Here is a 23153-nt window from a genome sequence, read left to right as displayed (position 1 = left end):
AATTATACCTATTTATGAATAAAATACAATTTTGCTCAATAATTTAACAATTTTTTTTCTTTTTTTCTATAATAAAGATATTTAATATATCTACAAAAAGACATTTTTAAGTGATACAATGACTTAATTAAAGGAAATAAAATGAAAGTGTTACTTACTGGTTCTACTGGATATATAGGAAGAAGACTTAAACAAAAACTTTTACAAGATGAAAACATTATTTTAAGATTATTAGTTAGAAATAAAAAGTCTATAACTCCTAATCTAAAAAGAAGTGTGGAAATTTGTGAAGGCAATAGTTTTGATGTAGAAAGTTTAAAAAAAGCATTAAAAGGCGTGGAAGTAGCTTTTTATTTAATCCACTCTTTAAATAGAAAAGACTACAAAAACCTTGATAAAATTTCTGCTCAGAATTTTCTTGATGCTGCTATTTTTTGCGGTGTAAAGAAAATTATTTATCTAGGAGGATTAGGTGTTAAAAATAGTGATACAAGTGAACATCTATTAAGTAGATTAGAAACAGGGGAAATATTAAGTTCAAGTAATAAGGTTCAAACTATATGGATAAGAGCTGGAGTAATTATAGGTTCAGGAAGTACAAGTTTTGAGATAATAAGAAACTTAACTGAAAAACTACCAGTTATGACTACCCCAAAATGGGTAAATACAAAAACACAACCAATAGCAGTATTTGATGTATTAAATTATCTTTATTCTTCAATATATTTAGAAGAAAAAGGAAATATAACTATTGATGTAGGTTCAGAACAATTAACATACAAAGAGATGATGTTACAAACAGCTACTGCTTTGGGATTAAAAAGATACATTATTCCTTTGCCTTTTTTATCAATTACTTTGTCTTCATATTGGTTAAATCTATTTACTCCTGTATCTTATGGAGTTGCAAAAGCTTTGATAGAAGGATTAAAATCAGAAGCCACTGTACAAAATAATAATGCAATAAAATATTTTCCTAATATAAAACCAACCTCTTATATAGATTCAGTTAAAAAAGCTGTTGAGGAGATAAGAAATAACCAAGTAGTAAGTAGATGGAGTGATAGATTTGGTAGTGTTTGGGATAAAGACTACACAGAAGAACTTGCTCATGCAATATTTATGGATAGAAGGGTCGAAGATATTACAAATCTTTCCCATAAAAAAATTTATAAATCTTTTATCTCTATTGGAGGAGAATTTGGTTGGTTTGATTATGACTTTTTATGGAAAACAAGAGGAGTCATAGATAAAATGATTGGAGGTGTAGGATTAAAAAGAGGAAGAAGAGACCAATTTAATTTAAGAATAGGTGATAGTTTAGACTTTTGGAAGGTAATTGATGTACAAGAGAATAAAAGACTTCTTCTTTTAGCACAAATGAAACTTCCAGGTAATGCTTGGTTGGAGTTTAAAATAGATGGAAATAAACTTATTCAATCAGCATATTTTTACCCAAGAGGTTTATTAGGAAGAATGTATTGGTATATTTTAGTTCCTATTCACTACTTTGTTTTTACAAATATGATAAAAAGTATTATAAAAAAAAGTAAAACTCTTAGTTAATCAAATCTTCTGGTTTGCCAAAATAGTAGCCTTGAGAATAATCAACTCCTATTTCATTTAATAAATTAAATATTGATTCATTTTCTACATACTCTGCAATTGTCAAAATCTTTTGCTTTTTTGCAAAAGAGACAATTGTTTCAATAATATTTCTGCTAAAAGAATCTTTTTCTATGTTTTTAACTAAAGAGCCATCTATTTTTAAAATATCTGGTTCAAAATCAAGCAATCTTTCAAAGTTGGAATATCCTGCTCCAAAATCATCAATTGCAATCATTACACCTCTTCTTTTAACTTTTCTAATAAAAAGTTTGATACTTTTAAAGTCTTTTACATTTTCATCTTCAAGAAGCTCAAAAACAATTCTTTTATTATCTTTCTTATATTTATCAAGCAAATTAAAAATCTCTTTTCTTGTTTGCTCTTTTTCTATATCTAGTGCAGATAAATTTATTGATAATTTCGTATTAACAAAATCTAACATTTTAAAAGAGTTTTCCAAAACTCTTGAAGTAATTTTATTATAATAATTACCTTTTTTAGAAATATTCAAAAATTCTACAGGAGATATAACTTCTCCTTTTTCATTTATAAGTCTAACCAAGGATTCATATTTTTCAATTTCTTTTGTTTTATTATTAATTATTGGTTGAAAATAAGAGACAATTTTATAATTATCAAGGGCAATTTTAACCATCTTTATAACTTCAAAATTCTTTTTAGCTTCTTGATTTGTTTTTATTGAAGAATCATTTGAATAATTTATGATTTTATTTTTAGATATAGATTCTTCAAGCCCTGCTCTTGCATCTTCATAAAGACTATATTTTCCACAAGAATAACTTATAATTATGTTCAAGTCATACTCTATACCATCTATTTCTAAAACAGATTCTGTTACATTTTTTACAAATATCTCAAGATAATCATGTATTTTCATATTTAACTTTTCAAAAGCAAAATAATCAGTTAAAAGTGCATATCTCCCATCTCCTAAAGCATATACATCTTCAAAAACATAATTATCAGGTAAATAAGCTAATAAATTTGATGCAAAAGTTTTTTCAATTTGATCTACTTTTAGTATATTGTAAAACTTGTCTAATATATCAAATTCTTCAATTTGAACTAATATAAGAAGTGATAAGTTATTTAATTCTATTTTATTTAACAAATGTTTTTTATCATCTAAAACCACATTTACACTATCTCTAAAAGCAATAAACTCTATAATATTTCCATCTAAATCTAAAAGGGGCATTATAGTTGATTTAACATAATATACTTTTCCTGATTTTGAAACATTTTTTAAAATACCATGCCACTCTTTTTTTTCAATTTTTATTGTACGCCACATCTCTTTATATAAAATAGGTGGATTATCTTTATGTTTTAAGATACTGTGAGTGTTTCCAACTAATTCTTCTTTTGAATAACCTGTAATTCTACAAAAGTTCTCACTTACATATGTAATTTTGCCTTCAATATTTGTCTTTGAAATTATGTTACTACTATCTATTATTTTTACATATTGATTTAAATAGTTTACATTATTATCAACTTGATACTTACTACATTTATAATCACATACTTTTTCAATAGTTGCAGAAAATTGTTCTTTTATTATTGGTTTAAAAATATATCCATCTATTGATAACTTTAAACACTCTTGAAGTAATGGTATATTATTTCCGCTTGAAAATGCAATAATAGACAACATAGGATTTGTTTTTTTTACTTGTTTTACAAATTCAATACAACTTTGTTCTGAAGAATCAATATCTATAAAAAGAATATCAAAATATTTTTCTTTAAGTTTTTCACTTACATCATCACTGTTAGTTGATATAGTAATAGAGATAAAATATTTTTCCAATAATTTTGATGTTTTTGAAATAAAATCTTTATTAGTATGTATAAATAATACTTTTATATTTTTCTGATAATAAGAATTATCAATTATTTTAGAAAACACCAGTAACCTCTTTTTTGATAAATAGAATTATTTAATATAGATACTCAAAATGGTAACTACTTTGAGTTACCATTCTGACATAAATAATCTTAAAATAACTAAATTAATTAATACTTACCTAAGATTAATTCTTTACTAGCCAAAACTTTACCATCTGAATTTAAAATTGAGATGTCAACAGTATAAGTATTGCCCTTACCACCAGAGCAAGGAGCTAAATAGGCACCTTCTTGTTTCCCAAATCTTGTTCCAGTATGTGCTTTTAGAACGGAGAAACTTTCATCTAACTCGAAAGTTTCTCCTATTTGAGGAGGAATTTCTACATTAGTAGAATCTTCTTCTATATCAAAAGATAATATACCATGTCCTCCATTATCCATTTTAGTAAAAGTCTTATCATTGAACTTTAAAATAACTTTTTTAGCACCATCTGGAAGGTTTTCAATATACAAACCTGGTGTACTTCCAGCTTCTACATTATAATTTGAACATACTTCATCTAAAGGAATTGTTTGACCATCCCATTTCTTATCAGTAAAAGAAACTTCTATATCACTTGCAAGTAATGAAGAGGAAAATAAAAGCGATGAAAGTGCACTATATATTAAAACAAAAACTTTTTTCATGGTAACTCCTTAAGAAATTAATTAATGATTATATCATATATTTTTTTTCAGCATAGCTGTTGTAGTATAGTCTTTTAAAAAGAAAAAAGGCAAATAATGAATTATACTATTACAGAAGGTGCATTTGGGCAAAGACCAAATGTAGCTTTACCAAACCCTAAGATATTAGAAGTTTTAGGAGAAGAAGGCATGAGAGAAATGATTGCCAAGCACTATGATTTTTTAGTACAAACAGAAATAAAAGGACTCTTTCCTCCTACAAAAGAAGGACTTGATGCAGCTAAAAAACATGCAGCTGATTTTTTTATACAAATTTGTGGAGGACCTAGATATTTTGATCACTCAAGAGGAGCACCAAGAATGGTAGCAAGACACTCTCCTTTTAAAATTGACTCAAATGCAAGAGTTATTTGGCTTGAAAATTTTGCAAAAGCAATTGAAGAGACAAATTTAAATGAAGAGTTAAAAAAATCATTTTGGGAGTATATAGATATTTTTTCTATTTGGATGGTAAATTCTAGTGATTCACCTCACTCTATGTTTAAAATGTAATTATATACTTTAGCTATTTTCCAATAGCTAAAGCATATAAAACCATTGTATTATCACCTATAAACTCACATACTTCATCATCATAATAAGCACCTATTCCGCTACAACCATATCCCAAGTAATTTGAAGCTAAATATAATCTATGTCCGATAATTCCTGCTTTTTGATAAGCAGCTTGGTAATTTTTTGATTTTGTTGTTAAAAAGAATGTAACAGCAGAACTTTTACCTAAATCTTGCTCTAGGCACAAATATCCAGCTTTTTGTTTTAAGTCACCCTCTTTTATAATTTTATCGTCAAGATAAAGACCTAGAATCATATCTTTTACTCTGTTTATTACATAATAAATCTCAACTTCTTCCTCACAATCACTTATAATATTATCTTTAATATTTTTCATTATCATTTCAAATTCTATTTTACTCATAGAGCCTTGATTAAACTCTCTTATGGATCTTCTATTTAAAATAGTTTCTTGAAAAACTTCTTTGTTATAATTAAAACTTGCAGAAGAATTTTGTGCTTGTTTATTTAGAATAGGTAAACTATCTTTATATGCATACTCAATCAATTCATTTTCAACAAAATCTCCAGTAGCAGAGGCATAATTCAATTTAAAATCTGATTTTTTTACCTCTTTATTTGTAGGAAAAGTTACTAAAAAAGCAGAAGTAAAAAACTCATCACTATCAAAACCAAACATTTTATTTAAAGACTCTTTATCAAAATCGTACCTTATCTCATAAGGCTTTGAAAAAACATAAGAAGAAGCTTCAAGTGCCCCTAAAATATGTCCAGCATCAAGTAAACAATAACGAAATCCTCTATTCTTGTATTTCCAAGATGAACGATAATATACAGATGAAACTAAAAAAATAAATCCATTTTGTTTTTTTTCATATCCAAAATATGGATCTAATCCATCATCTTCAATAGGATTTAACAGTTCTATAGAATTTGAAGAACTATCATAATGATAAATTCCATCATCAATACCTTGGTTATTTCTACTTTGAAAATAGATTTCATTAGGATAGAGTGCTCCTGCACTAGGTATTATTCTTAGATAATACTCAACTCCTGGATAAGTTTTTTTAGCAGTTATTCCAGCACTTTGATAAATAAATCTGTGATTCTCTTTTTCTAAATCTAAAACAACTCTTTTACTCTCAAAATAAGGCTTAAATCTAAAAGGAGGATTGTCCCAATCTATTCTGTTAGGGTTACTTCTAACAGAATAGTATGAGTGTTTAGTTTGTTGATGATATTCAAAAAAGTCTTGAAACAATTATTTCCCTTTGGTTGTGTTGATTCCTGGTTTTTCAGGTGTTCCTACATAATCATTTACTTGATTATTCTCATATCTAAAAAATGAATAAATGCATCCAAAAACTAAAAGAGCTATTATCACAAGTCTTATTGTGTTTCTTTTACTTTTTGATTCTTTTCCATTGTAATCATCTATTTTATTTAAACTTGGTTCATTATTCATATTACTTTTCATAATTAATCCTTTTATTCTTTTCAATTATTATACATCAGTTTTGTTAACAAAAAGTTATAATCTCAGCTTATAACAAAGAGACCATCATTTGATTAACAGTAATTGCTATTTCTTTAATATCCTTATTATCTTTTGTAAGAAATAGATCAAGATTTTCTCTTACTTTATAAAATGATTCACTTTCATTATTTATAAAATTTGTAAAAGCTACAGCTGGTTCTTCATTTAACCTTTGAAAATTCAATACTTTTTTAGTGTAATGAACAACAATAAACTCAATGAATTGTAAAACTTGATTTCTCAGAACCATATCATTTTTAGAAGTTATTTCTACTTTATTAAGTGAGAAAATAATGTCTAAGATATTAAACTCATGTATAAGAGAGTAAAATAATATAATCACATCTTTAAATGAGTGATTTGTACTCTCTTTTATTACTATAGCAGGAATCGCAAATCTAAGATAATCAATTACAGAAAAGAAAAGATTAAATTGTTCATCCTTATCAATTAGTTTTTCTACTTTTTGAGTATGCACTTCTTTTAGTAAATCAAAAAGTTCATCTTTATGATCTAAAATATGTGTAGCATCTAACTGATTCTTTTTAAGATATTTAACCATCCATTTAGTACTTGCATATAAAATATATTCTAATTTATTGATTAATTTATATTGTTCATCAACATTCATAATATAATCTTGTTGATAGATTTTTTCTCGTATTTCTTTAGCTCCAAATAGTTGTTTTGCTACTAAATATGATTTGATTTTTAATAAATATCTTTCATTTCCTAATTTTTCATAATCGCTAACAAAAGTACTTCCTTGGGCATTTACAATTATATCAGCCATCATAGTTGCAATAATTTCTCTTTTTAGTGGATGATTTATTATCTCATGTTCATAGGCTCCAACAAATGATTTTGGAAAATATCTATATAAGAACTGCAAGGCAAATTGGTCATCTACTAAAGTTGATTCAAGTAATACTTTTTTTAGAAATATTTTAGAATAAGATAAAAGTGAACACAATACTGGTCTTACTATTGAGCCACTTATATCTATTATCTCATTTATATTTTCATTTTTGGGAATATGAAAAGCTGCTCTATTAAAAGCTGGTATATTATTATCCAATACTTCAATTACTTTTAAAAAGTCATTTAAATACTTTCTTGAAAATCTTTCATCAATAGATATAGACAAGGCTTGATTGTAATTACTATCCAAAACTAATTTTACAACTTGTTCTGTCATTGAGTTTAAAGTTGCTTGGGAATCTTCTTTACAAATATTTTCATTATTGCTAATCATATTTAATAAAATCTTTAGATTTACTTCATGATCAGAAGTATCAACTCCTGCTGCATTATCGATTCCATCAATATTGATTCTTCCTCCACCTAAAGCATACTCTATTCTTGCTTTTTGTGTAAATCCTAAGTTCCCACCCTCACAAACAATTTTTGCTTTTAAATTATTTGCATCAACTCTTACCGCTTCATTTTGCTTATCACCTATATCTAATGAGTTTTCATCACTTGCTTTTACATAAGTTCCAACTCCTCCATTAAACAATAAATCCACTGGCATAGTAAGAAGCATAATACAAAGTTCTTCTCCACTAACTACTTTTCTTGTTGTTCCCACAAGCTTTTTAATTTCTGGTGTTAGTTCTATCTCTTTTTCACTTCTTAAAAATACTCCACCACCTTGTGAAATTAATTTTTTGTTATAATTTTTCCAACTTCCATTTTTAGATTCAAAAAGTCTTTTTCTCTCTTTGAAACTTTGAATAGGATCTGGAGTTGGGTCAACAAAAATCTCTTTATGTCCAATAGCACCATAAAGAATAAATTTATCTGATTCGATAAGGCCATTTCCAAAAACATCACCATTCATAGATCCAATCCCCATGACAGTTATATTATCTTTGTAAATATCAATACCCTCTTCAATAAAGAATCTTTCACTTGATCTAAGTGATCCTCGAGCAGTAATTCCTAGCTCTTTATGTCCATATCCATTACTTCCACCACTTGCAAAAGCATCACCCAACCAAAAACCTCTGCTAATAGCAATCTCATTTGCCACATCACTCATAGCAGCAGTTCCTTTATCAGCAGCAACTACAAAATAGGCATCATCTCCATCATAACAAACAAGATTTTTATCTTTTACAACTTTACCATCAACCATATTATCTACTAAGTCAAGATTGGCATTGATAAACATTGTATATACTTCTTTAAAATACTCTTTTGTGACTTCTGTAGTATCTTTATTTATTACAAATCCACCCTTAGCACCATCAGGAATAATAATAGAATTTTTACCCTCTTGGGTAATCATAAGAGATTTTATCTCTTGTCTATAATCATCATGTCTATCACTCCATCTAAGACCACCTCTTGAGATATTTGTCATTCTTAAATGAATACCAAAAAAAGATTCATGATAAATAAAATTCTCTAAATTTGGTTGCAATCCTTTAAGGTTTTCTCCAAACTCTGCTGTATTTATTTTAAAAGCAATTGTTTCTTTATCTAAAAAATAACTTGTTCTTAGAAGAGAATCCAAAAATGACAAAGTCAATTTTAAAATCTTATCATCAATTATTTGAGGTATTTGCTTAATTTTTTCTTCTATTTTTTCTTTTAAATCTTTTAACTTAGAGTCTCTTTTTTTAACACTGGGGTCAAACTTTATGTAAAAATAGTCTACAAAAAGCTTAGTAATATCGTGATGGGTAATATATATATTTAAAATCGTTGCAGAATTTATAGTGAGAACTGCTTGATCAATGTATTCAATCATCGCTCTTACTAAACTTATCTTTCTTTCATCAAAGTTTTCATTATAAACCAATGAAAATACCCTTGAGTGTTGAATACATTCATCACTTATAACTTTTGTAATAACATTTTCTAAATTATTTTTAGCATTTAATATTTTGTCTATATCATCATCTTTTTGTAACTTTAGATTAAACCTTGAAACAAAAATTTGATCTTTTCCATTTTGAACATTATAAGTAACTTCATCAATAATCAAAAAACCAATATCATGTAATATTGGAGTAACTAAAGACAAATATAACTGGTGAATAGAAAATATCTTTATATCAATGGAATTCTTTTCTTTTATTATGTTTGTAACAATTTTGTCTGTTTGAACTTGACTGAACAACTCATCGGAAATCTCTAAATCTTCGGGTTTCAATAATTGAGAACATACTGCATTCATATCTGAAGAAGTCATATAAATCCTTTCGTTTTTCTTTATATAATACTACATGCAAAAGATTAAAGAGAAGTTAAACCTAAGTACTAATAAGAAATTTTTGGGCGCCAACTAAGCTTACAATATCTTCTGCTTTTAATTCAATATCTAAACCTCTTTTACCACCACTTACAAAGATAGTCTCATAATTAAATGCACTTTCATCAACAAGAGTTTTTAATCTTTTTTTCTGTCCCAAAGGTGATATTCCACCAAGTAAGTATCCTGTGACTTTTTGAGCTTCATCTTTATCTGCCATTTGTGCTTTTTTTACTTTAAATGCATTTGCTACATCTTTCAAACTTAGTTGTTTAGATACAGGTATTACACAAACAATTAACTCTTTTGGTGTTAGTTCTACTAATAATGTTTTAAATACTCTATTCTTATCAAGGTTTAATTTAATAACTGCTTCTTCCCCAAAATTTGTGCAAGCTGGGTCATGGTCATATTTATGTATTTTAAAATCACATTTATTCTTTTTAAGTAATCTAATTGCAGGTGTCATCTAAAATAAATTCCTTTTTTATCATCTCTTTACCATTTATTATAATAGAAATATAGTGTTTGCCTAAATAGTGTTTTCTAGTAGTCATATTTTTAAAGCTTTGTTTTTTTATAAACTTTTTATTATTTGATTTTACCTCATTTTGACTTATCATAAAAACTTTTTTGTTATGTGCCCTATTTGATTTTAAATAATACATTCCATACTCAACTCTAATATTCCCAAGTTCTTCATCTGAAACAACTTCAAAGGAGAAATTTAAATAATCATCAACTTTTACAAGTTCATCGCAAATAAAATTAGAAATATCTATATGATGTGATTTTCCAAAAGAAAATAACTCCAATACTTTTTCATCACCCTTTTTAAGCAGTGTTCTTGAAGCATGCTTACATATCCAATCAAGCTCTTTGGAAACTCCAAGGTTCTTTTTAACAAACTCAATTACAAGTTCTGGATTATCTTTTGAGATATCATTAAGATTGTTTGCTACAGATTTTTGTACATATTTAGAAGGGTCATTTTTAAGAAGTTCAATTATCTCAAAGACCTTTGATGGATTTGCTTTAAATCTAGGAAGTGCCACAGCCCAAGGAAGTCTAGGACGACACCCCTCACTGGCAAGTCTTCTAATATGTTCATTTGAACTTTTAGCCCAAAGTTTCATTTGTTGCATAGTTTTATCTTCATACTTCAAGATAAATGCTCTTATTGCAAACTCAGAACTAGAATCAATTGTAAAGACTTCTAGTGCATCCATAGAGTTCTCAAAATCATCTAATCCATAAACTTCCACAAAGTCTTGAAAAAACATTGCTTCAAATCCACTAAAATCTTTTGATGCAGGTTTTAATATTTCAAGTTGCTTTTTATAAGGCAATGGTAAATAAGTACTAAGTGTAATTGCAATATGTCGCATTCGCATCTTTAACTCAAGGTTTTCCCAAGTGGAGTTAATTATAGAGTTTATAAAACTATCGCTATCAAACTCTTTATAGTTTTCTTTTATTTTAAAAGCTAGATTTTTTATATACTCTTTTGTATATACATTTTTTAGTTGTTCTGCCATTATTGCATCCAAATTTTTTATTTTATCTTATAATAACTTTTTGTAAATTATGATTTTTATTTCAGATTGTTATATTTTATAAGAATAGCTCTTTTATGATTTTAAGTGTGTTTTATATAAAATATTTGTTTAATAAATAATTAACTAAATATTGGTTTAAAATGATAAGATTAAATAATACTCTTAAAATATTTTTGCTCTTTGGCACAATTTTATTTTGTGCAATTTTTATATATAGTTTTACCTCTCCTTATAAAATAGAAAAACATGCCACAGGTTTTATTAAAAAACAAATTCAATATCATACAAATGAAATAATTGATAATTTAGGGGAAAGTTCAAGTGATAATAAATTAATAAAATTTTCTCAAAAATTTTATGAAAAGAATTATGTAAAAATAAATAAATTAGAATTGGCACTAAAAGATAACTTAACTCAGAAAATAGCTTCAACTGTTGTAATAATGCAAGACCTCAATTGTGAATGTAGAAATAAATATTCTAAATTTCTAGTAAGTGTATTTGATATAACTATTTTAAATTTGCAAAAAGCAAATGACAAAATTACTAATTTTATGAAAATGAAATATATGCAAATAGTTCAAAGTATTATAAATGACTTTAGAATATTTTCGGGAAGTAATTTAGTATTCTTTCTTATTACCTTAATTTTACTTTTTTTTAAATCCAAAGCAAATGCACAAATTACTTTAGTAGCTGGACTACTATTCTTATCAACAATTATTTGTAGTTATTTTTATATTTTTGAGCAAGATTGGTTTTATAACATTATTTACCAAGATTTTTTTGGATATTTTTACTTAATGTATATGGGAATAGTTTTTTTATTTTTGTGTGATATTATATTTAATAAAGCTCGAATTACGACGGAAATTATTAATTTTATAGCTAACATTATAGGTTCTGGTTTTCAAGCACTTTCATGTTAAAAAACATCATCTAAAAGAATTGCATAAATACCTAAATATTCGCTTTCTCTTACTTTTCGTCAACACAAAAGTAAGAGAAGCGAAGAGGTTTATCCTCTTCAAGAGAGTATTATTTTTTATACCCCTCATAAAGTCCAATAATCTCATCCTTACTTAACTCCCTTTGAACTTTATCACTCTCTTTTTTCACCAAAAGTCCAAACTCTTTGGCTTCTTCTTTATCTAACTCATCTCCAAAAAATTCACTTATAATAAAAGCAACTCCACCTTTTCCTGATTGGGAATTCACTCTAATAACATCTTCATATCCCCTTTTTATATCTTTTGGGTCTATTGGTAAGTATGGGACATTCCATTCTTGGCAATTCTCTTTTCTGTAAAAGTCAATTCCTTTTTTTATAGCATCTTGATGTCCTCCACTAAAGGCTGTAAAAATCATATCTCCCACATAGGGATGTCTTGGATTTATATTTAAATTTGTTAAATTCTCATACATCTTTTTTACTTCATCTACAATTGATAAATCAAGTGTAGAATCAATACCTTGTGAATGTAAATTAAAAGTAAAATTGATTAAGTCCAAGTTCCCTGCTCTTTCACCATTTCCAAATAGTGTTCCTTCTACTCTATTTGCTCCTGCTAAAACTGCAAGTTCTGCTGAAGCTACTGATGTTCCTCTGTCATTGTGAGGATGAACGCTTATTATAAGTGACTCTCTATTGTTCAAATTATTACACATCCACTCTATTCTATCTGCATAAATATTTGCAGTGCATGCTTCTAGGGTATTTGGCAAGTTTATTATCATCTTGTTTTGTATTGTTGGGTTTACTATCTCAATTACTTTATTGCATATTTTTACTGCAAATTCTAAATCTGTTTGAGAAAAACTTTCTGGGGAATAATCATATGTAACATTACCCTCGAAATCTTTTGTTAGTTCTACTAAGTATTTCATAGACTCAACTGCCATGTTTACTATCTCTTCATCAGTTTTGTTAAACACTACTCTTCTTTGAAATTCATTTGTGGGATTGTATAAATGAAATATTCCATTTTTAACTCCACTCATAGCTTCAACACTTCTTTTTATCCACTCTTTTTTTGCTGGGATTAATACTTGAATAGCAACATCATCAGGTATTAAATTCTCTTCAATTAATTTTCTTGTAAAATTAAAATCAGTATCACTAGCACTTGGATAACTTACTTCTATTTGTTTAAATCCCATCTTTACTAAAGTATTAAAATATTCCAACTTTTGCTTTATATTTAAAGGGTTTACCAAAGCTTGGTTTCCATCTCTTAAATCTACGCTTCCATAAATAGGTGCTTTTGTAATTTGATTATTTGGCCAAGTTCGTACGAAATCTTTGACAATAGGATATTGTCTATATTTTTTATAAGTCATTTTATTCTCCATGATTTTATATATTTTGCAAATATTTGCGACAAAAAATGATAAGGTATGATTTGAAAATTATTTAGTGAGTAAGAGGTTTGAGAGTAGATTATTTGTTTGAATATGATTATATTTTTTTATACTATTCATAGTTTCTCCTTTTATTTATAGAAGTATATAAAATAAAAGAATTTAAATCTTGTACAAAATTAACATTTACGAAAGTATATTTTTTTGAAATTCTTTAGGGGTAAGTTGAAATACTCGTTTAAAACTTCTATTTAAATGGCTTTGGTCAAAAAAACCGCTTTGTAAGGCAACTTCTATAATTGATAGCTTTGAGTTTAAAAGTTCTTTTGCCCTATGAACTTTTTTATTGATTATATATGAATGAATAGCTAAGCCAAACTCTTTTTTAAAAACTCTTATTAGATGTACAACAGTTATATTAAACTCTTTTGAGATATCTTCTAAAATGATATCTTCCAAAAAGTTTTCATCAAGATAGTTTTTTATTTTCATAGATAAAGAGTTTTTTTCTACTTGTTTAATCTCTTCTTTTAAAGAAAAAGTACTTAAACAAAACTCAATAAATAGCTCTTCTTTTTCTAATAAAGAGACATCCTCAGCCAATAATATTTCACATAGATTTATAAAACTATTTTTATCATCTTGTAAAAAAACATAATCTAAAGATATGCCTAAATTCAAACTTTCTAAATAATTTTTAACTATATATAATACATATCCATCTTTGAGACTTTTACTATTTAGTGTTGCGTTATGGATTATATTTGAGTTGATTATTGCTATTTCATTGGGTTTTAATATTTTAAAAGAGTCATTAAAACTTATATTTAATGAACCCTTTTTAAGTGCTGTAATTGTAAGTTCTTCATGCAAGTGCATTTTTTCACATTGAGTAATATTTTCAATATATCTCAATTCCAAAAAATCTAGTTTTTTATTTTTGAAAACTTTTGTTTTCATTAACTCACTACAATTTTTATAATATTTCCAACTAACATAAAAACAAGTACAAAAACAAGTACCTTTTTTATAAACTCTTCTCCACCTTTTATAGCATAATGACTTCCAACATATGAGCCAGCTATATTTGCTAATCCCAAAACAATAGCAACTCCCCATAATACTTTTCCTGCAAAAACAAAGGCAATGGCAGAACCTACATTTGTAGCAAAATTTAAAGGCTTAGTTGAAGCTGTTGAAACCAAATAATCAAGATGCAGAAACTTTTTCATAGAAATAGTCATATAAGTTCCTGTTCCAGGACCTAATAAACCATCATAAAATCCAATTGGAGCAGTTGCAAGAATAATATTTTTATTATTTACTTCTGTTTTTTCTTCTACTATTTTTTTACTTTTTTTAAATAAAAATATCATAGCAACAGGAATAGCTAAAATAATAGCCCAAGTAATTATCTCATCTGATACAAACATTACTAATCTACTTCCAATATAAGAAGCAATTAGACAAGGGATAATTGCAATACTTACAACTTTCCAAGATATCTTTTTGCTAAGTGCATATTTAATTGTTGCCATTAAAACACCAACTAAACCTGCCATTTTATTTGAAGCTAAAACATGAAGAGGAGATAAACCACTTAGAAGTAATACAGGAACTTGAACCATTCCACCACCACCAGCTATTGAGTCTATATAGCCTGCTAAAAAACCAGCAATAACAAAACCTATTACCCAATAAAGAGTAATATCAGCAAAAAGTTCCATAGGGAATCCTAATAAAAATATTGTCTATAAAAAAGATAGCATAGAGCTATCTTTTATATTAAGCGAATGCAGGTTCTAAGAAAGGGATAATTTGTTTTTTTCTTGATAAACAACCATCAAGCCATACTTTTCCATTTTCAAGTTTTACATTAAATGCTTTTTCAAAAATCGAAGGATCTTCTGAAGATACTAAAACTTCAGAACCTTCTTTCATAATATCAGTTAATAATAAACAAGCTGTATGTAAGCCATTTTCAATTCTTAACTTATCTAAATCAGCTTCTAATTCATCTTTTACATCATCAAAAATAGCTAAATCAATAACTTCTAATTGACCAATACCAACTTTTGTTCCATGCATATCAAAAGGTTTGTAATCTCTTAAAATCAAATCTCGTACAGGTACACCTTCAACTGCTGATTTTACTTTAAACATCTCCATTCCTAAAGCTCCAAAATCTTCAACACCAGCTATTTCTGCTAATTCTTTTACAGCTTTAATATCAACTGGTGTACATGTTGGTGATTTGAAAATAACAGTATCAGATAAAATTGCACACATCATTATTCCAGCAATATTTTTTGGTATTTCAACTTTGTGAAAATCATACATCTCTTTTACGATTGTATTTGTACATCCCACAGGTCTAATCCAACACTCTAAAGGAGTTGAAGTAGTAATATCACCTAGTTTGTGATGATCAACTATACCGACAACTGTTGCTTTATCCAAGTCAGCTGGAGCTTGTCCTCTATCTGAATAATCAGTAATAAAAAGTTCACAACCTGCAAACTCAGTTTTAAGCTCAGGTGCTTCAAATCCAAATCTATCTAAGATAAATTGAGTTTCAGGAGAAACTGGTCCTTGTCGTGCTGGAATCGCTTCTCTTCCTATTTTGTTTAATAAATATCCTAAAGAAAGTGCTGAACAAATTGAATCTGAGTCAGGAGTTGTGTGTCCACATGTATAAATTGCCATAAAAAATTTCCTATTTTAAGTTTTCGTGATTTTATCTAAAATTATGTTATTTTACTTTTAAATAAAAAACAACTTTTATTTATTAATTTGGGCATTAATTTAATTCTTTATAATAAAAGAGAATATCAAAAATCTTTTAATTAAGTTACTAAAATCTTAGCAGGAAGATTTATCAACGAAAATAAAGAATATTTTTCGCATAATGAATACAAATTAAATTAAGGAGTTAATATGTTAAAAAAAGAAATCTCAGATGCCTTAGTGTTACAATTAAATAAAGAATTCCAATCGTCATATATTTATTTGGGTATGTCAGCTTATGCTTCAAAAATTGGATTAAATGGTTCATCAAGCTGGTTTTTGGTTCAATACCAAGAAGAAGTTGCTCATGCAATGAAGTTATTTAAGTACCTAGAAAACCAAGAAGTACATGTTACTTTACCTAAAATAGAAGAGGCAAATGTAGACTTTAAATCAATTCTAGACACATTTAAAAAAGCTTTAGCACATGAAACTAAGATGAGTGCAAATTTAAATGAACTAAGTGATTTAACAATGAAAAATAAAGATCATGCCACATACAATATGCTTCAATGGTATGTAACAGAACAAGTTGAAGAAGAAGCCACTCTAAATACAATTATAGACAAAATTAAACTTGTAGGAGACAATGGATATGGTCTTTATGCCATTGATCAAGAATTAGGTGCAAGAACTTTTATTGATCCAACAACAAAAGCTTAATCAAACACTAAAAGCCCTATTTTTATGGGGCTTTTACTCTTTATTAAAAAAATAATCTTATATTCGATACAATATAAATTCTTCATAGCTTATTTAGGAGCATTTATGACAAAAGTCACTACTTATTTACTTACACTATTTTTAGCACTATTTTTTACAGCTTGTTTCAATGAAAAAGACAATAGCACAAGATTTTATGGAAATGTTGATTTAAGGACGGTTTCATTAGGATTGAGGGTTTCAGGAAAAATATCAAAGCTCTATTTTGATGAGGGACAAGAAGTCAAAAAAGGAGATTTATTAGCTTCTCTTGATAAGGATTTATATCAACAATCACTTGATGAAATTCAAGCTCAAATTAATATACAAAAAATCCAAATAAAAAAGCTAGAAAATGGATATAGAAAAGAAGAAATAGCAAAAGCTAAAGCTTCCTTATCTAAAAGTTCCGCTGTTTTAAATAAAGCACAAATAGATTTAAAAAGATATAACAAACTTCTCAAAACAAATTCAATTCCTGTAGAAAAACATGATGAAATTTTACTTTCATACAATAGTGCAAAAGCACAATATGATTATGATAAAAACAACTATGAACAACTAAAAAATGGTTATCAAAAAGAAGATATCCAATCGGCTCGTGCAAAATTACAATATTTACAAGTGCAAGAAAAAGAGGCAAAAATTCATCTAAATGATACACAATTATTTGCTCCAAATGATGGCACAATATTAACAAGAGTATATGAAATAGGAGCTATAGTACCACAAGGTGCTTCAATTATGGAAATGGCTTTAGAAAATCAATATTGGGTAAGAAGTTATATAGATGAAAAGTATTTAGGAGTAATAAAACCTAATATGCAAGCAAAAGTTTATACAGATACAAGACCCAATAAACCATACAAAGCAATTGTAAGTTTTATTTCTCCTCAAGCAGAATTTACACCTAAAAGTGTACAAACCCAAGAGTTACGAACACAACTTGTATATCGTGTTCGACTTATATTGCAAGAGCATGATAACTTTATTCAACAAGGAATGCCAGTAACCATAGAGTTTGACAATTTAAGTAAAGACAAATAAAAATGTCCTTAGTTGTTGCAAAACAAATTACAAAAACATTTAACAATATACCTGCTATTTCAAAACTTGATATAAATATAAAAAAAGGAAAAATAACAGGACTAGTAGGTCCTGATGGAGCAGGAAAAACTACTCTTATTAGACTTATGACTGGACTACTTGATGCAGACAGTGGTGAATTAGAAGTTTTAGATTATTCTTTGCCTAAAGATGCAGACAAAATACAAAGCAAAATCGGATATATGCCTCAAAAATTTGGCTTGTATGAAGATTTAAGTGTTTTGGAAAATCTTACTTTATATGCAAACTTACAATCTATTCCAAAAAATGAACAAAAAAAAAGAATCAATGAATTATTAGAATTTATCAATTTAAAAAAGTTTGAATCATTTCTTGCTAAAAATTTATCTGGTGGAATGAAACAAAAACTTGGTTTGGCTTGTGCTTTGATAAAAAAACCAGAACTTTTACTTTTAGATGAGCCAGGTGTGGGAGTTGACCCCATTTCAAGAAAAGAGTTATGGGCGATTGTAAATAAGTTGGTTGAAGATGATGTGGGAGTTGTTTGGAGTACTGCTTATTTAGATGAAGCAGAACTTTGTGATGAAGTAATACTTTTAAATGAAGGTTCTATTTTATTTGAAGGAATTCCAAAAGAGTTAAGTAAAACTATGGAAAGCAAAGTTTTTAAAATAGTAGGAGATATAAAAGATAAAAGACAAACACTAAGATTGGCATTAAAACATGAGCAAATAAAAGATGGTGTAATCTTAGGAAATAGTATTAAACTGATTTGTGAAAGCAAAGATGATTTACCACCCCTTGAAAAAATAGAAGCCCAAAATTGCACTTATGAAGATATGCAGCCAAATTTTGAAGATGGTTTTATAAATATTTTAAAAGGTAACTTTGATGGAGAATCATTATTGGCAAAACAAATGGGTAAATTTGAAGAAAATGAGGGTACTTTAATTGAAGCTTCCCATTTAACTAAAGCTTTTGGAAGTTTTAAAGCCACAGATGATGTAAGCTTTAAGATAAAAAGAGGTGAAATTTTTGGATTTTTGGGACCAAATGGAGCAGGAAAATCAACTACATTTAAAATGTTATGTGGGCTTGTAAAACCTACAAGTGGGGAAGCGCATGTTTTAGGAATGAGTTTAGAAACCTCTTCACATAAAGCCCGTAGCAAAATTGGATATATGTCTCAAAAGTTTTCACTTTATGGAGATATTTCTGTTTATGAAAATCTAAAATTTTTTGCAGGTGTTTATGGCTTAAGAGGAAAAGAAAAAAAAGAAAAAATAGATAGTATGATTAAAATTTTTGAATTAGAAAAATATAAAAAAATAGCTTCAAAAACTTTACCCTTGGGATATAAACAGAGACTTTCTCTTGCTTGTGCTGTTATGCATGACCCTGTAGTGCTTTTTTTAGATGAGCCAACTTCTGGAATTGACCCACTTACTAGACGAGAATTTTGGAATCATATCTATGCAATGGTACAAAAGGGAATGACGATCATGGTTACAACCCATTTTATGGATGAAGCAGAATATTGCGACAGAATAGCTTTGATTTATAAAGGTAAAGCAATAGCTTTGGATACTCCATATAATCTTATTAGCCAAGTTGGTTCTAATGCTACTATGGAAGATACTTTTATAGAACTTATTAAAAGAGAAGATGATGAATAAACAACGATTATTGGCACTTTTTATAAAAGAGAGTTTACAAATAATTCGAGACCCAAGTGCATTAATAATTGCTTTTATTTTACCCCTTATGTTACTTTTTTTGATGGGTTACGCCATTTCATTAGACTCAAAACATATTCCAGTGGGAATTGTAATTGAAAAAAACTCTGCCCATACTTCTAGTTTGATAAAAGCATTTCAAACTAGTGAAAGTTTTAATGTACAAATAGCAAAAGATAGAAGAACTTTTGTAAAACAACTACAAGAAGGAAAACTAAGAGCCATGATTGTAGTTCCTGCAACTTTTGACAAAGATATTTTAAAAGCTGAACCCAAAATACAAATTATCACAGATGGAAGTGAACCTAGTATTGCAAATTTTGTTATAAAATATAGTTTTGCTTTATGGCAAAATTGGCTTGAGTTTGAGAAATTATCAACAAAAGCAAACATTGATATTCAAACAAGATATTGGTTTAATGCACCATTATTGAGTAGTTACTTTTTACTTCCAGGTTCCATTGCTATAACTTTAACACTTATTGGTACTCTCTTAACTGCATTAGTAGTAGCAAGAGAGTGGGAAAGAGGTACAATGGAAGCTATTATGTCAACTCCAATTACAATATTAGAATTACTTTTAGGTAAACTTTTACCTTACTTTGTTTTAGGACTTTTTTCACTACTTATTTGTGTACTTATTACCTTATTTTGGTTTGAGATTCCATTTAGAGGTTCGTATATACTTTTAGTTTTAACTTCTAGTGTCTATTTATTTGCAGCACTTAGTATTGGTTTGCTTATTTCTACTTTAGCAAAGAATCAGTTTGTGGCAGCTCAAATGGCTTTAATCATAGGCTTTTTACCTGCGATGATTTTATCAGGATTTATTTTTCAAATAAGTAGTATGCCCTCTTGGTTACAGTTTTTAACCCACATCATACCAGCAAGATATTTTATAAATATTTTACAAACACTCTTTTTAGCAGGAAATATTTATGAAATAATTATTCCAAATACCCTTTGGATGTTGGGTATTGGTCTATTTTTATTTGGAATTATTTTTATCATCACTAAAAAGAAGTTAAGCTCATGATTTATCAATTAATATCTCTTATTAGAAAAGAATTTTTAGCCATTTGGAGTGATAAGCGTTCTCGTATTGTAATTATTGTACCACCAATTATTATGCTTGTATTGTTCTCATTTGCAATAACTATGGAAGTTAAAAATATCAGTATTGGTATTTTAGATAGAAATAATTCAAGCCAAAGTCAAGAACTAATCCGTACTTTAAAATATAGTGATCGTTTTACTCAAGTACTTTATTTAAAAAGCTATGATGATTTGAAAGAGAAGATAGATTCTCAAGAAATACTAGTTGGTATTGAAATACCCCAAGATTTTTCAAAAAATATGCAAAAAGGAGAAACTGCAAATATAGGAATTATTGCAGATGGAAGAAAATCTACAAGCGCCCAAATAGCAGTTGGATACATTCAACTTAGCATTAATAATTTCTTTTCAAAAAATAAAGATACCTTAGTAGTTCGAAATTGGTACAATCCAAATTTAGAGAATTTTTGGTGGATACTTCCAAATTTAGTTGGAAGTTTAACTATACTTATTGCTTTGATTTTAACTTCCTTATCAGTTGCAAGGGAGAGAGAGCTTGGAACTTTTGAACAAATATCAGTAGCGCCACTTAGTCCTACTATTTTAATCATTGGAAAAACTATTCCACCTATGATTATTAGTATCTTAGAAGCTAGCATTATTTTTATTAGTGCCATTACATTTTTTGATGTTCCTTTTATTGGTTCACTTAGTATTTTAATAGTTTCAATTTTTGCTTTTGTATTTTCGGTTGTTGGTTTTGGTTTATTTATTTCTTCTATTTCTTCAACTCAACAACAAGGGATTTTAGGTGCTTTTATACTTTTAGTACCTTCAATTTTAATGTCTGGATTTGCAACACCTATTGAAAATATGCCCCAATGGCTTATCCCTTTTACAAATCTTATTGCATTAAAATATTTTTTAATACTTCTCAAAGGTCTATTTTTAAAAGATATATCTTGGGAAATTGCAATCTGGGAGATTTTACCCATGATTGCATTAGGAGTTGTTACTCTTATTATCGCAACTTGGTTTTTCAAAAAGAAAGTAACTTAAGAGATACTCTCTTTTTTTATTAAAGTTGTTTCAAAACCTTGAGTTGGATGAAGAGGAACTAAAAAAGATAAAATAAAAGATGCCAAACCAATTATTGCACCAATTATAAAAACAAGTGAATGAGAATATAACCAAATCAAACCTAGGAAAAATGGCAAAAATACAGCTGCTATATGATTGATAGTAAAACTAACAGCACTAGCACTTGCTATATCTTTAGGATCTGCAATTTTTTGAAAATATGTTTTTAGAGCAATTGCCATTGAAAACAGTAAATGGTCAATAATATATAAGAAAAAAGCAAAATAAATATTTTCAACAAAAGCATAAGAAGTAAAAACTATCACTAAACCAATATATTCTATTTTTAAAGTAGTTGATTCCCCTACTTTTACAATAAACTTACCAATTTTTGGAGCAAGGTATATATTTAAAATAGCATTAATAAAAAGTAGAGTTACCATATTTTCGATATCTAAACCAAATTTTTCTACAAGTAAAAACCCTGCAAATACTACAAATATCTGCCTTCTGGCTCCTGCAAAAAATGTCAAAATATAAAAAAGCCAATACTCTTTTTTTATAACTAATTTTTTCTCTTGTACAACATCATCTTTAAAATGATCAAATCCTACCCAAGCAATAATTGCAACAAGAGAAGTAATCAAACCAAAAAATGCATAAACATATTTGTACTCTACACTATAAAATTTCATCATAATATATATCAAAACAAATACAATAAGTGAAGTAAAAGATTTAGCTGCTGTAATTTTTCCTAAAACTATTGGTGCTTTTGCCTTATCTAACCATTGTAAAGATAATGATTGATTTAAAGTTTCTAGATAATGAAAACCTACTGACATCAAAATTGTAGTTAAGTATAAACCCAAAGCACTGGGGTAAAGTCCAGTTAAAAATACTCCCAAACCTAAAGCTATCATTGATATATAAGCTAATCTTTGTTGAGCAACAAAGATAATTACTAAAATAACTGTAAAAGCTAAAAAGCCAGGAATTTCTCTTAAACTTTGTAAAATACCTATTTGACTACCATCAAAAGAAGCTACTTCTACTACATAATTATTAAGTAAACTCATCCAAGCTGAAAAAGCAAAAACCATAGATATTGACAATATATAAAGTAAAGCTACCCTTGATTTAAAAAGATTTTTTATCATTATTTTCCTAATATTCAATAAGTTGTAATAATAGCTTTAAAATATAAAATATGACTTTATTTATTTTTTTAATAAGCAATAAAAATAATATTATTTAAC

Annotated in this window: 20 protein-coding genes; 8 read left to right on the top strand and 12 right to left on the bottom strand. The window is 27.6% G+C overall.

The window, feature by feature from the left end; translation table 11 throughout:
• Positions 1–141 precede the first annotated feature (141 nt).
• Positions 142–1566 carry an SDR family oxidoreductase gene (locus ACNI3D_RS06585; protein WP_419768700.1) on the top strand — a complete coding sequence of 475 codons (1425 nt, stop codon included), beginning with the start codon at positions 142–144 and terminating at the stop codon, positions 1564–1566.
• On the opposite strand, the gene ACNI3D_RS06580 is transcribed toward ACNI3D_RS06585, so the two are convergent.
• Entirely contained in the window at positions 1559–3541 is a 1983-nt protein-coding gene (locus tag ACNI3D_RS06580; protein ID WP_419768699.1) for an EAL domain-containing protein, read from the bottom strand. The genes ACNI3D_RS06585 and ACNI3D_RS06580 overlap by 8 nt on opposite strands.
• A 107-nt stretch (positions 3542–3648) precedes the next feature.
• Entirely contained in the window at positions 3649–4167 is a 519-nt protein-coding gene (locus ACNI3D_RS06575) for a hypothetical protein (protein ID WP_419768698.1), read from the bottom strand.
• A gap of 96 nt (positions 4168–4263) precedes the next feature.
• On the opposite strand from ACNI3D_RS06575, the gene ACNI3D_RS06570 reads away from it, so the two are divergent.
• A complete protein-coding gene (locus ACNI3D_RS06570; RefSeq protein WP_129099741.1) occupies positions 4264–4719 on the top strand; it encodes a globin domain-containing protein in 456 nt (151 codons plus the stop codon).
• A gap of 13 nt (positions 4720–4732) precedes the next feature.
• Here the strand turns inward: ACNI3D_RS06570 and ACNI3D_RS06565 are convergent, their stop codons facing one another.
• The 5 genes from ACNI3D_RS06565 to ACNI3D_RS06545 all read right to left on the bottom strand — a co-directional run bounded on the left by ACNI3D_RS06565 (position 4733) and on the right by ACNI3D_RS06545 (position 11083).
• A complete protein-coding gene (locus tag ACNI3D_RS06565) occupies positions 4733–6007 on the bottom strand; it encodes a SagB family peptide dehydrogenase (RefSeq protein WP_419768697.1) in 1275 nt (424 codons plus the stop codon).
• Entirely contained in the window at positions 6008–6223 is a 216-nt protein-coding gene (locus ACNI3D_RS06560; protein ID WP_129099739.1) for a hypothetical protein, read from the bottom strand.
• A gap of 67 nt (positions 6224–6290) precedes the next feature.
• Positions 6291–9485, bottom strand: coding sequence for an NAD-glutamate dehydrogenase domain-containing protein (locus ACNI3D_RS06555; RefSeq protein ID WP_419768696.1), 3195 nt, complete (start codon positions 9483–9485; stop codon positions 6291–6293).
• Between the two features lie 61 nt (positions 9486–9546).
• Positions 9547–10014, bottom strand: a complete 468-nt coding sequence (ybaK, locus tag ACNI3D_RS06550) for a Cys-tRNA(Pro) deacylase (protein WP_129099737.1) — start codon at positions 10012–10014, stop codon at positions 9547–9549.
• Positions 9998–11083: a DNA alkylation repair protein gene (locus ACNI3D_RS06545; protein ID WP_419768695.1), complete on the bottom strand. Its 1086-nt coding sequence runs from the start codon at positions 11081–11083 to the stop codon at positions 9998–10000. Before ACNI3D_RS06545 ends, ybaK begins: the two co-directional genes overlap by 17 nt.
• A 161-nt stretch (positions 11084–11244) precedes the next feature.
• Here ACNI3D_RS06545 and ACNI3D_RS06540 point away from each other — a divergent pair, with 161 nt between their 5' ends.
• Positions 11245–12033 carry a hypothetical protein gene (locus ACNI3D_RS06540; protein WP_419768694.1) on the top strand — a complete coding sequence of 263 codons (789 nt, stop codon included), beginning with the start codon at positions 11245–11247 and terminating at the stop codon, positions 12031–12033.
• Between the two features lie 109 nt (positions 12034–12142).
• Here ACNI3D_RS06540 and ACNI3D_RS06535 read toward each other — a convergent pair whose 3' ends face one another.
• From ACNI3D_RS06535 to ACNI3D_RS06520, 4 genes are all read right to left on the bottom strand, one after another.
• Positions 12143–13444, bottom strand: coding sequence for a 2-isopropylmalate synthase (locus tag ACNI3D_RS06535; RefSeq protein ID WP_419768693.1), 1302 nt, complete (start codon positions 13442–13444; stop codon positions 12143–12145).
• Positions 13445–13651: 207 nt separating this feature from the next.
• Positions 13652–14425, bottom strand: coding sequence for a helix-turn-helix domain-containing protein (locus ACNI3D_RS06530; RefSeq protein ID WP_419768692.1), 774 nt, complete (start codon positions 14423–14425; stop codon positions 13652–13654).
• Positions 14425–15192 carry a sulfite exporter TauE/SafE family protein gene (locus tag ACNI3D_RS06525; protein ID WP_419768691.1) on the bottom strand — a complete coding sequence of 256 codons (768 nt, stop codon included), beginning with the start codon at positions 15190–15192 and terminating at the stop codon, positions 14425–14427. Before ACNI3D_RS06525 ends, ACNI3D_RS06530 begins: the two co-directional genes overlap by 1 nt.
• Positions 15193–15250: 58 nt before the next feature.
• Positions 15251–16171 carry a manganese-dependent inorganic pyrophosphatase gene (locus ACNI3D_RS06520; protein WP_419768690.1) on the bottom strand — a complete coding sequence of 307 codons (921 nt, stop codon included), beginning with the start codon at positions 16169–16171 and terminating at the stop codon, positions 15251–15253.
• Positions 16172–16402: 231 nt separating this feature from the next.
• On the opposite strand from ACNI3D_RS06520, the gene ACNI3D_RS06515 reads away from it, so the two are divergent.
• The 5 genes from ACNI3D_RS06515 to ACNI3D_RS06495 all read left to right on the top strand — a co-directional run bounded on the left by ACNI3D_RS06515 (position 16403) and on the right by ACNI3D_RS06495 (position 21873).
• Positions 16403–16915: a ferritin gene (locus tag ACNI3D_RS06515; protein WP_419768689.1), complete on the top strand. Its 513-nt coding sequence runs from the start codon at positions 16403–16405 to the stop codon at positions 16913–16915.
• Between the two features lie 105 nt (positions 16916–17020).
• On the top strand, positions 17021–18001 hold the full coding sequence (locus ACNI3D_RS06510; RefSeq protein ID WP_419768688.1) for an HlyD family secretion protein: 981 nt from the start codon (positions 17021–17023) through the stop codon (positions 17999–18001).
• 2 nt (positions 18002–18003) lie between these two features.
• On the top strand, positions 18004–19698 hold the full coding sequence (locus ACNI3D_RS06505; RefSeq protein WP_419768687.1) for an ATP-binding cassette domain-containing protein: 1695 nt from the start codon (positions 18004–18006) through the stop codon (positions 19696–19698).
• On the top strand, positions 19691–20794 hold the full coding sequence (locus ACNI3D_RS06500; RefSeq protein WP_419768686.1) for an ABC transporter permease: 1104 nt from the start codon (positions 19691–19693) through the stop codon (positions 20792–20794). The genes ACNI3D_RS06505 and ACNI3D_RS06500 overlap by 8 nt, the downstream gene beginning before the upstream one ends.
• On the top strand, positions 20791–21873 hold the full coding sequence (locus ACNI3D_RS06495; RefSeq protein ID WP_419768685.1) for an ABC transporter permease: 1083 nt from the start codon (positions 20791–20793) through the stop codon (positions 21871–21873). The genes ACNI3D_RS06500 and ACNI3D_RS06495 overlap by 4 nt, the downstream gene beginning before the upstream one ends.
• Here the strand turns inward: ACNI3D_RS06495 and ACNI3D_RS06490 are convergent.
• A complete protein-coding gene (locus tag ACNI3D_RS06490) occupies positions 21870–23054 on the bottom strand; it encodes an MFS transporter (protein WP_419768684.1) in 1185 nt (394 codons plus the stop codon). The genes ACNI3D_RS06495 and ACNI3D_RS06490 overlap by 4 nt on opposite strands.
• Positions 23055–23153 lie beyond the last annotated feature (99 nt).

This window comes from Arcobacter siniprincipis (SeqCode) (genome assembly GCF_048571125.1).
In the GTDB taxonomy this organism is placed as follows: domain Bacteria; phylum Campylobacterota; class Campylobacteria; order Campylobacterales; family Arcobacteraceae; genus Arcobacter; species Arcobacter siniprincipis.
The sequence above is the reverse complement of the archived record's forward strand: the minus strand, read 5'-3'. Positions and strand labels throughout refer to the sequence as shown.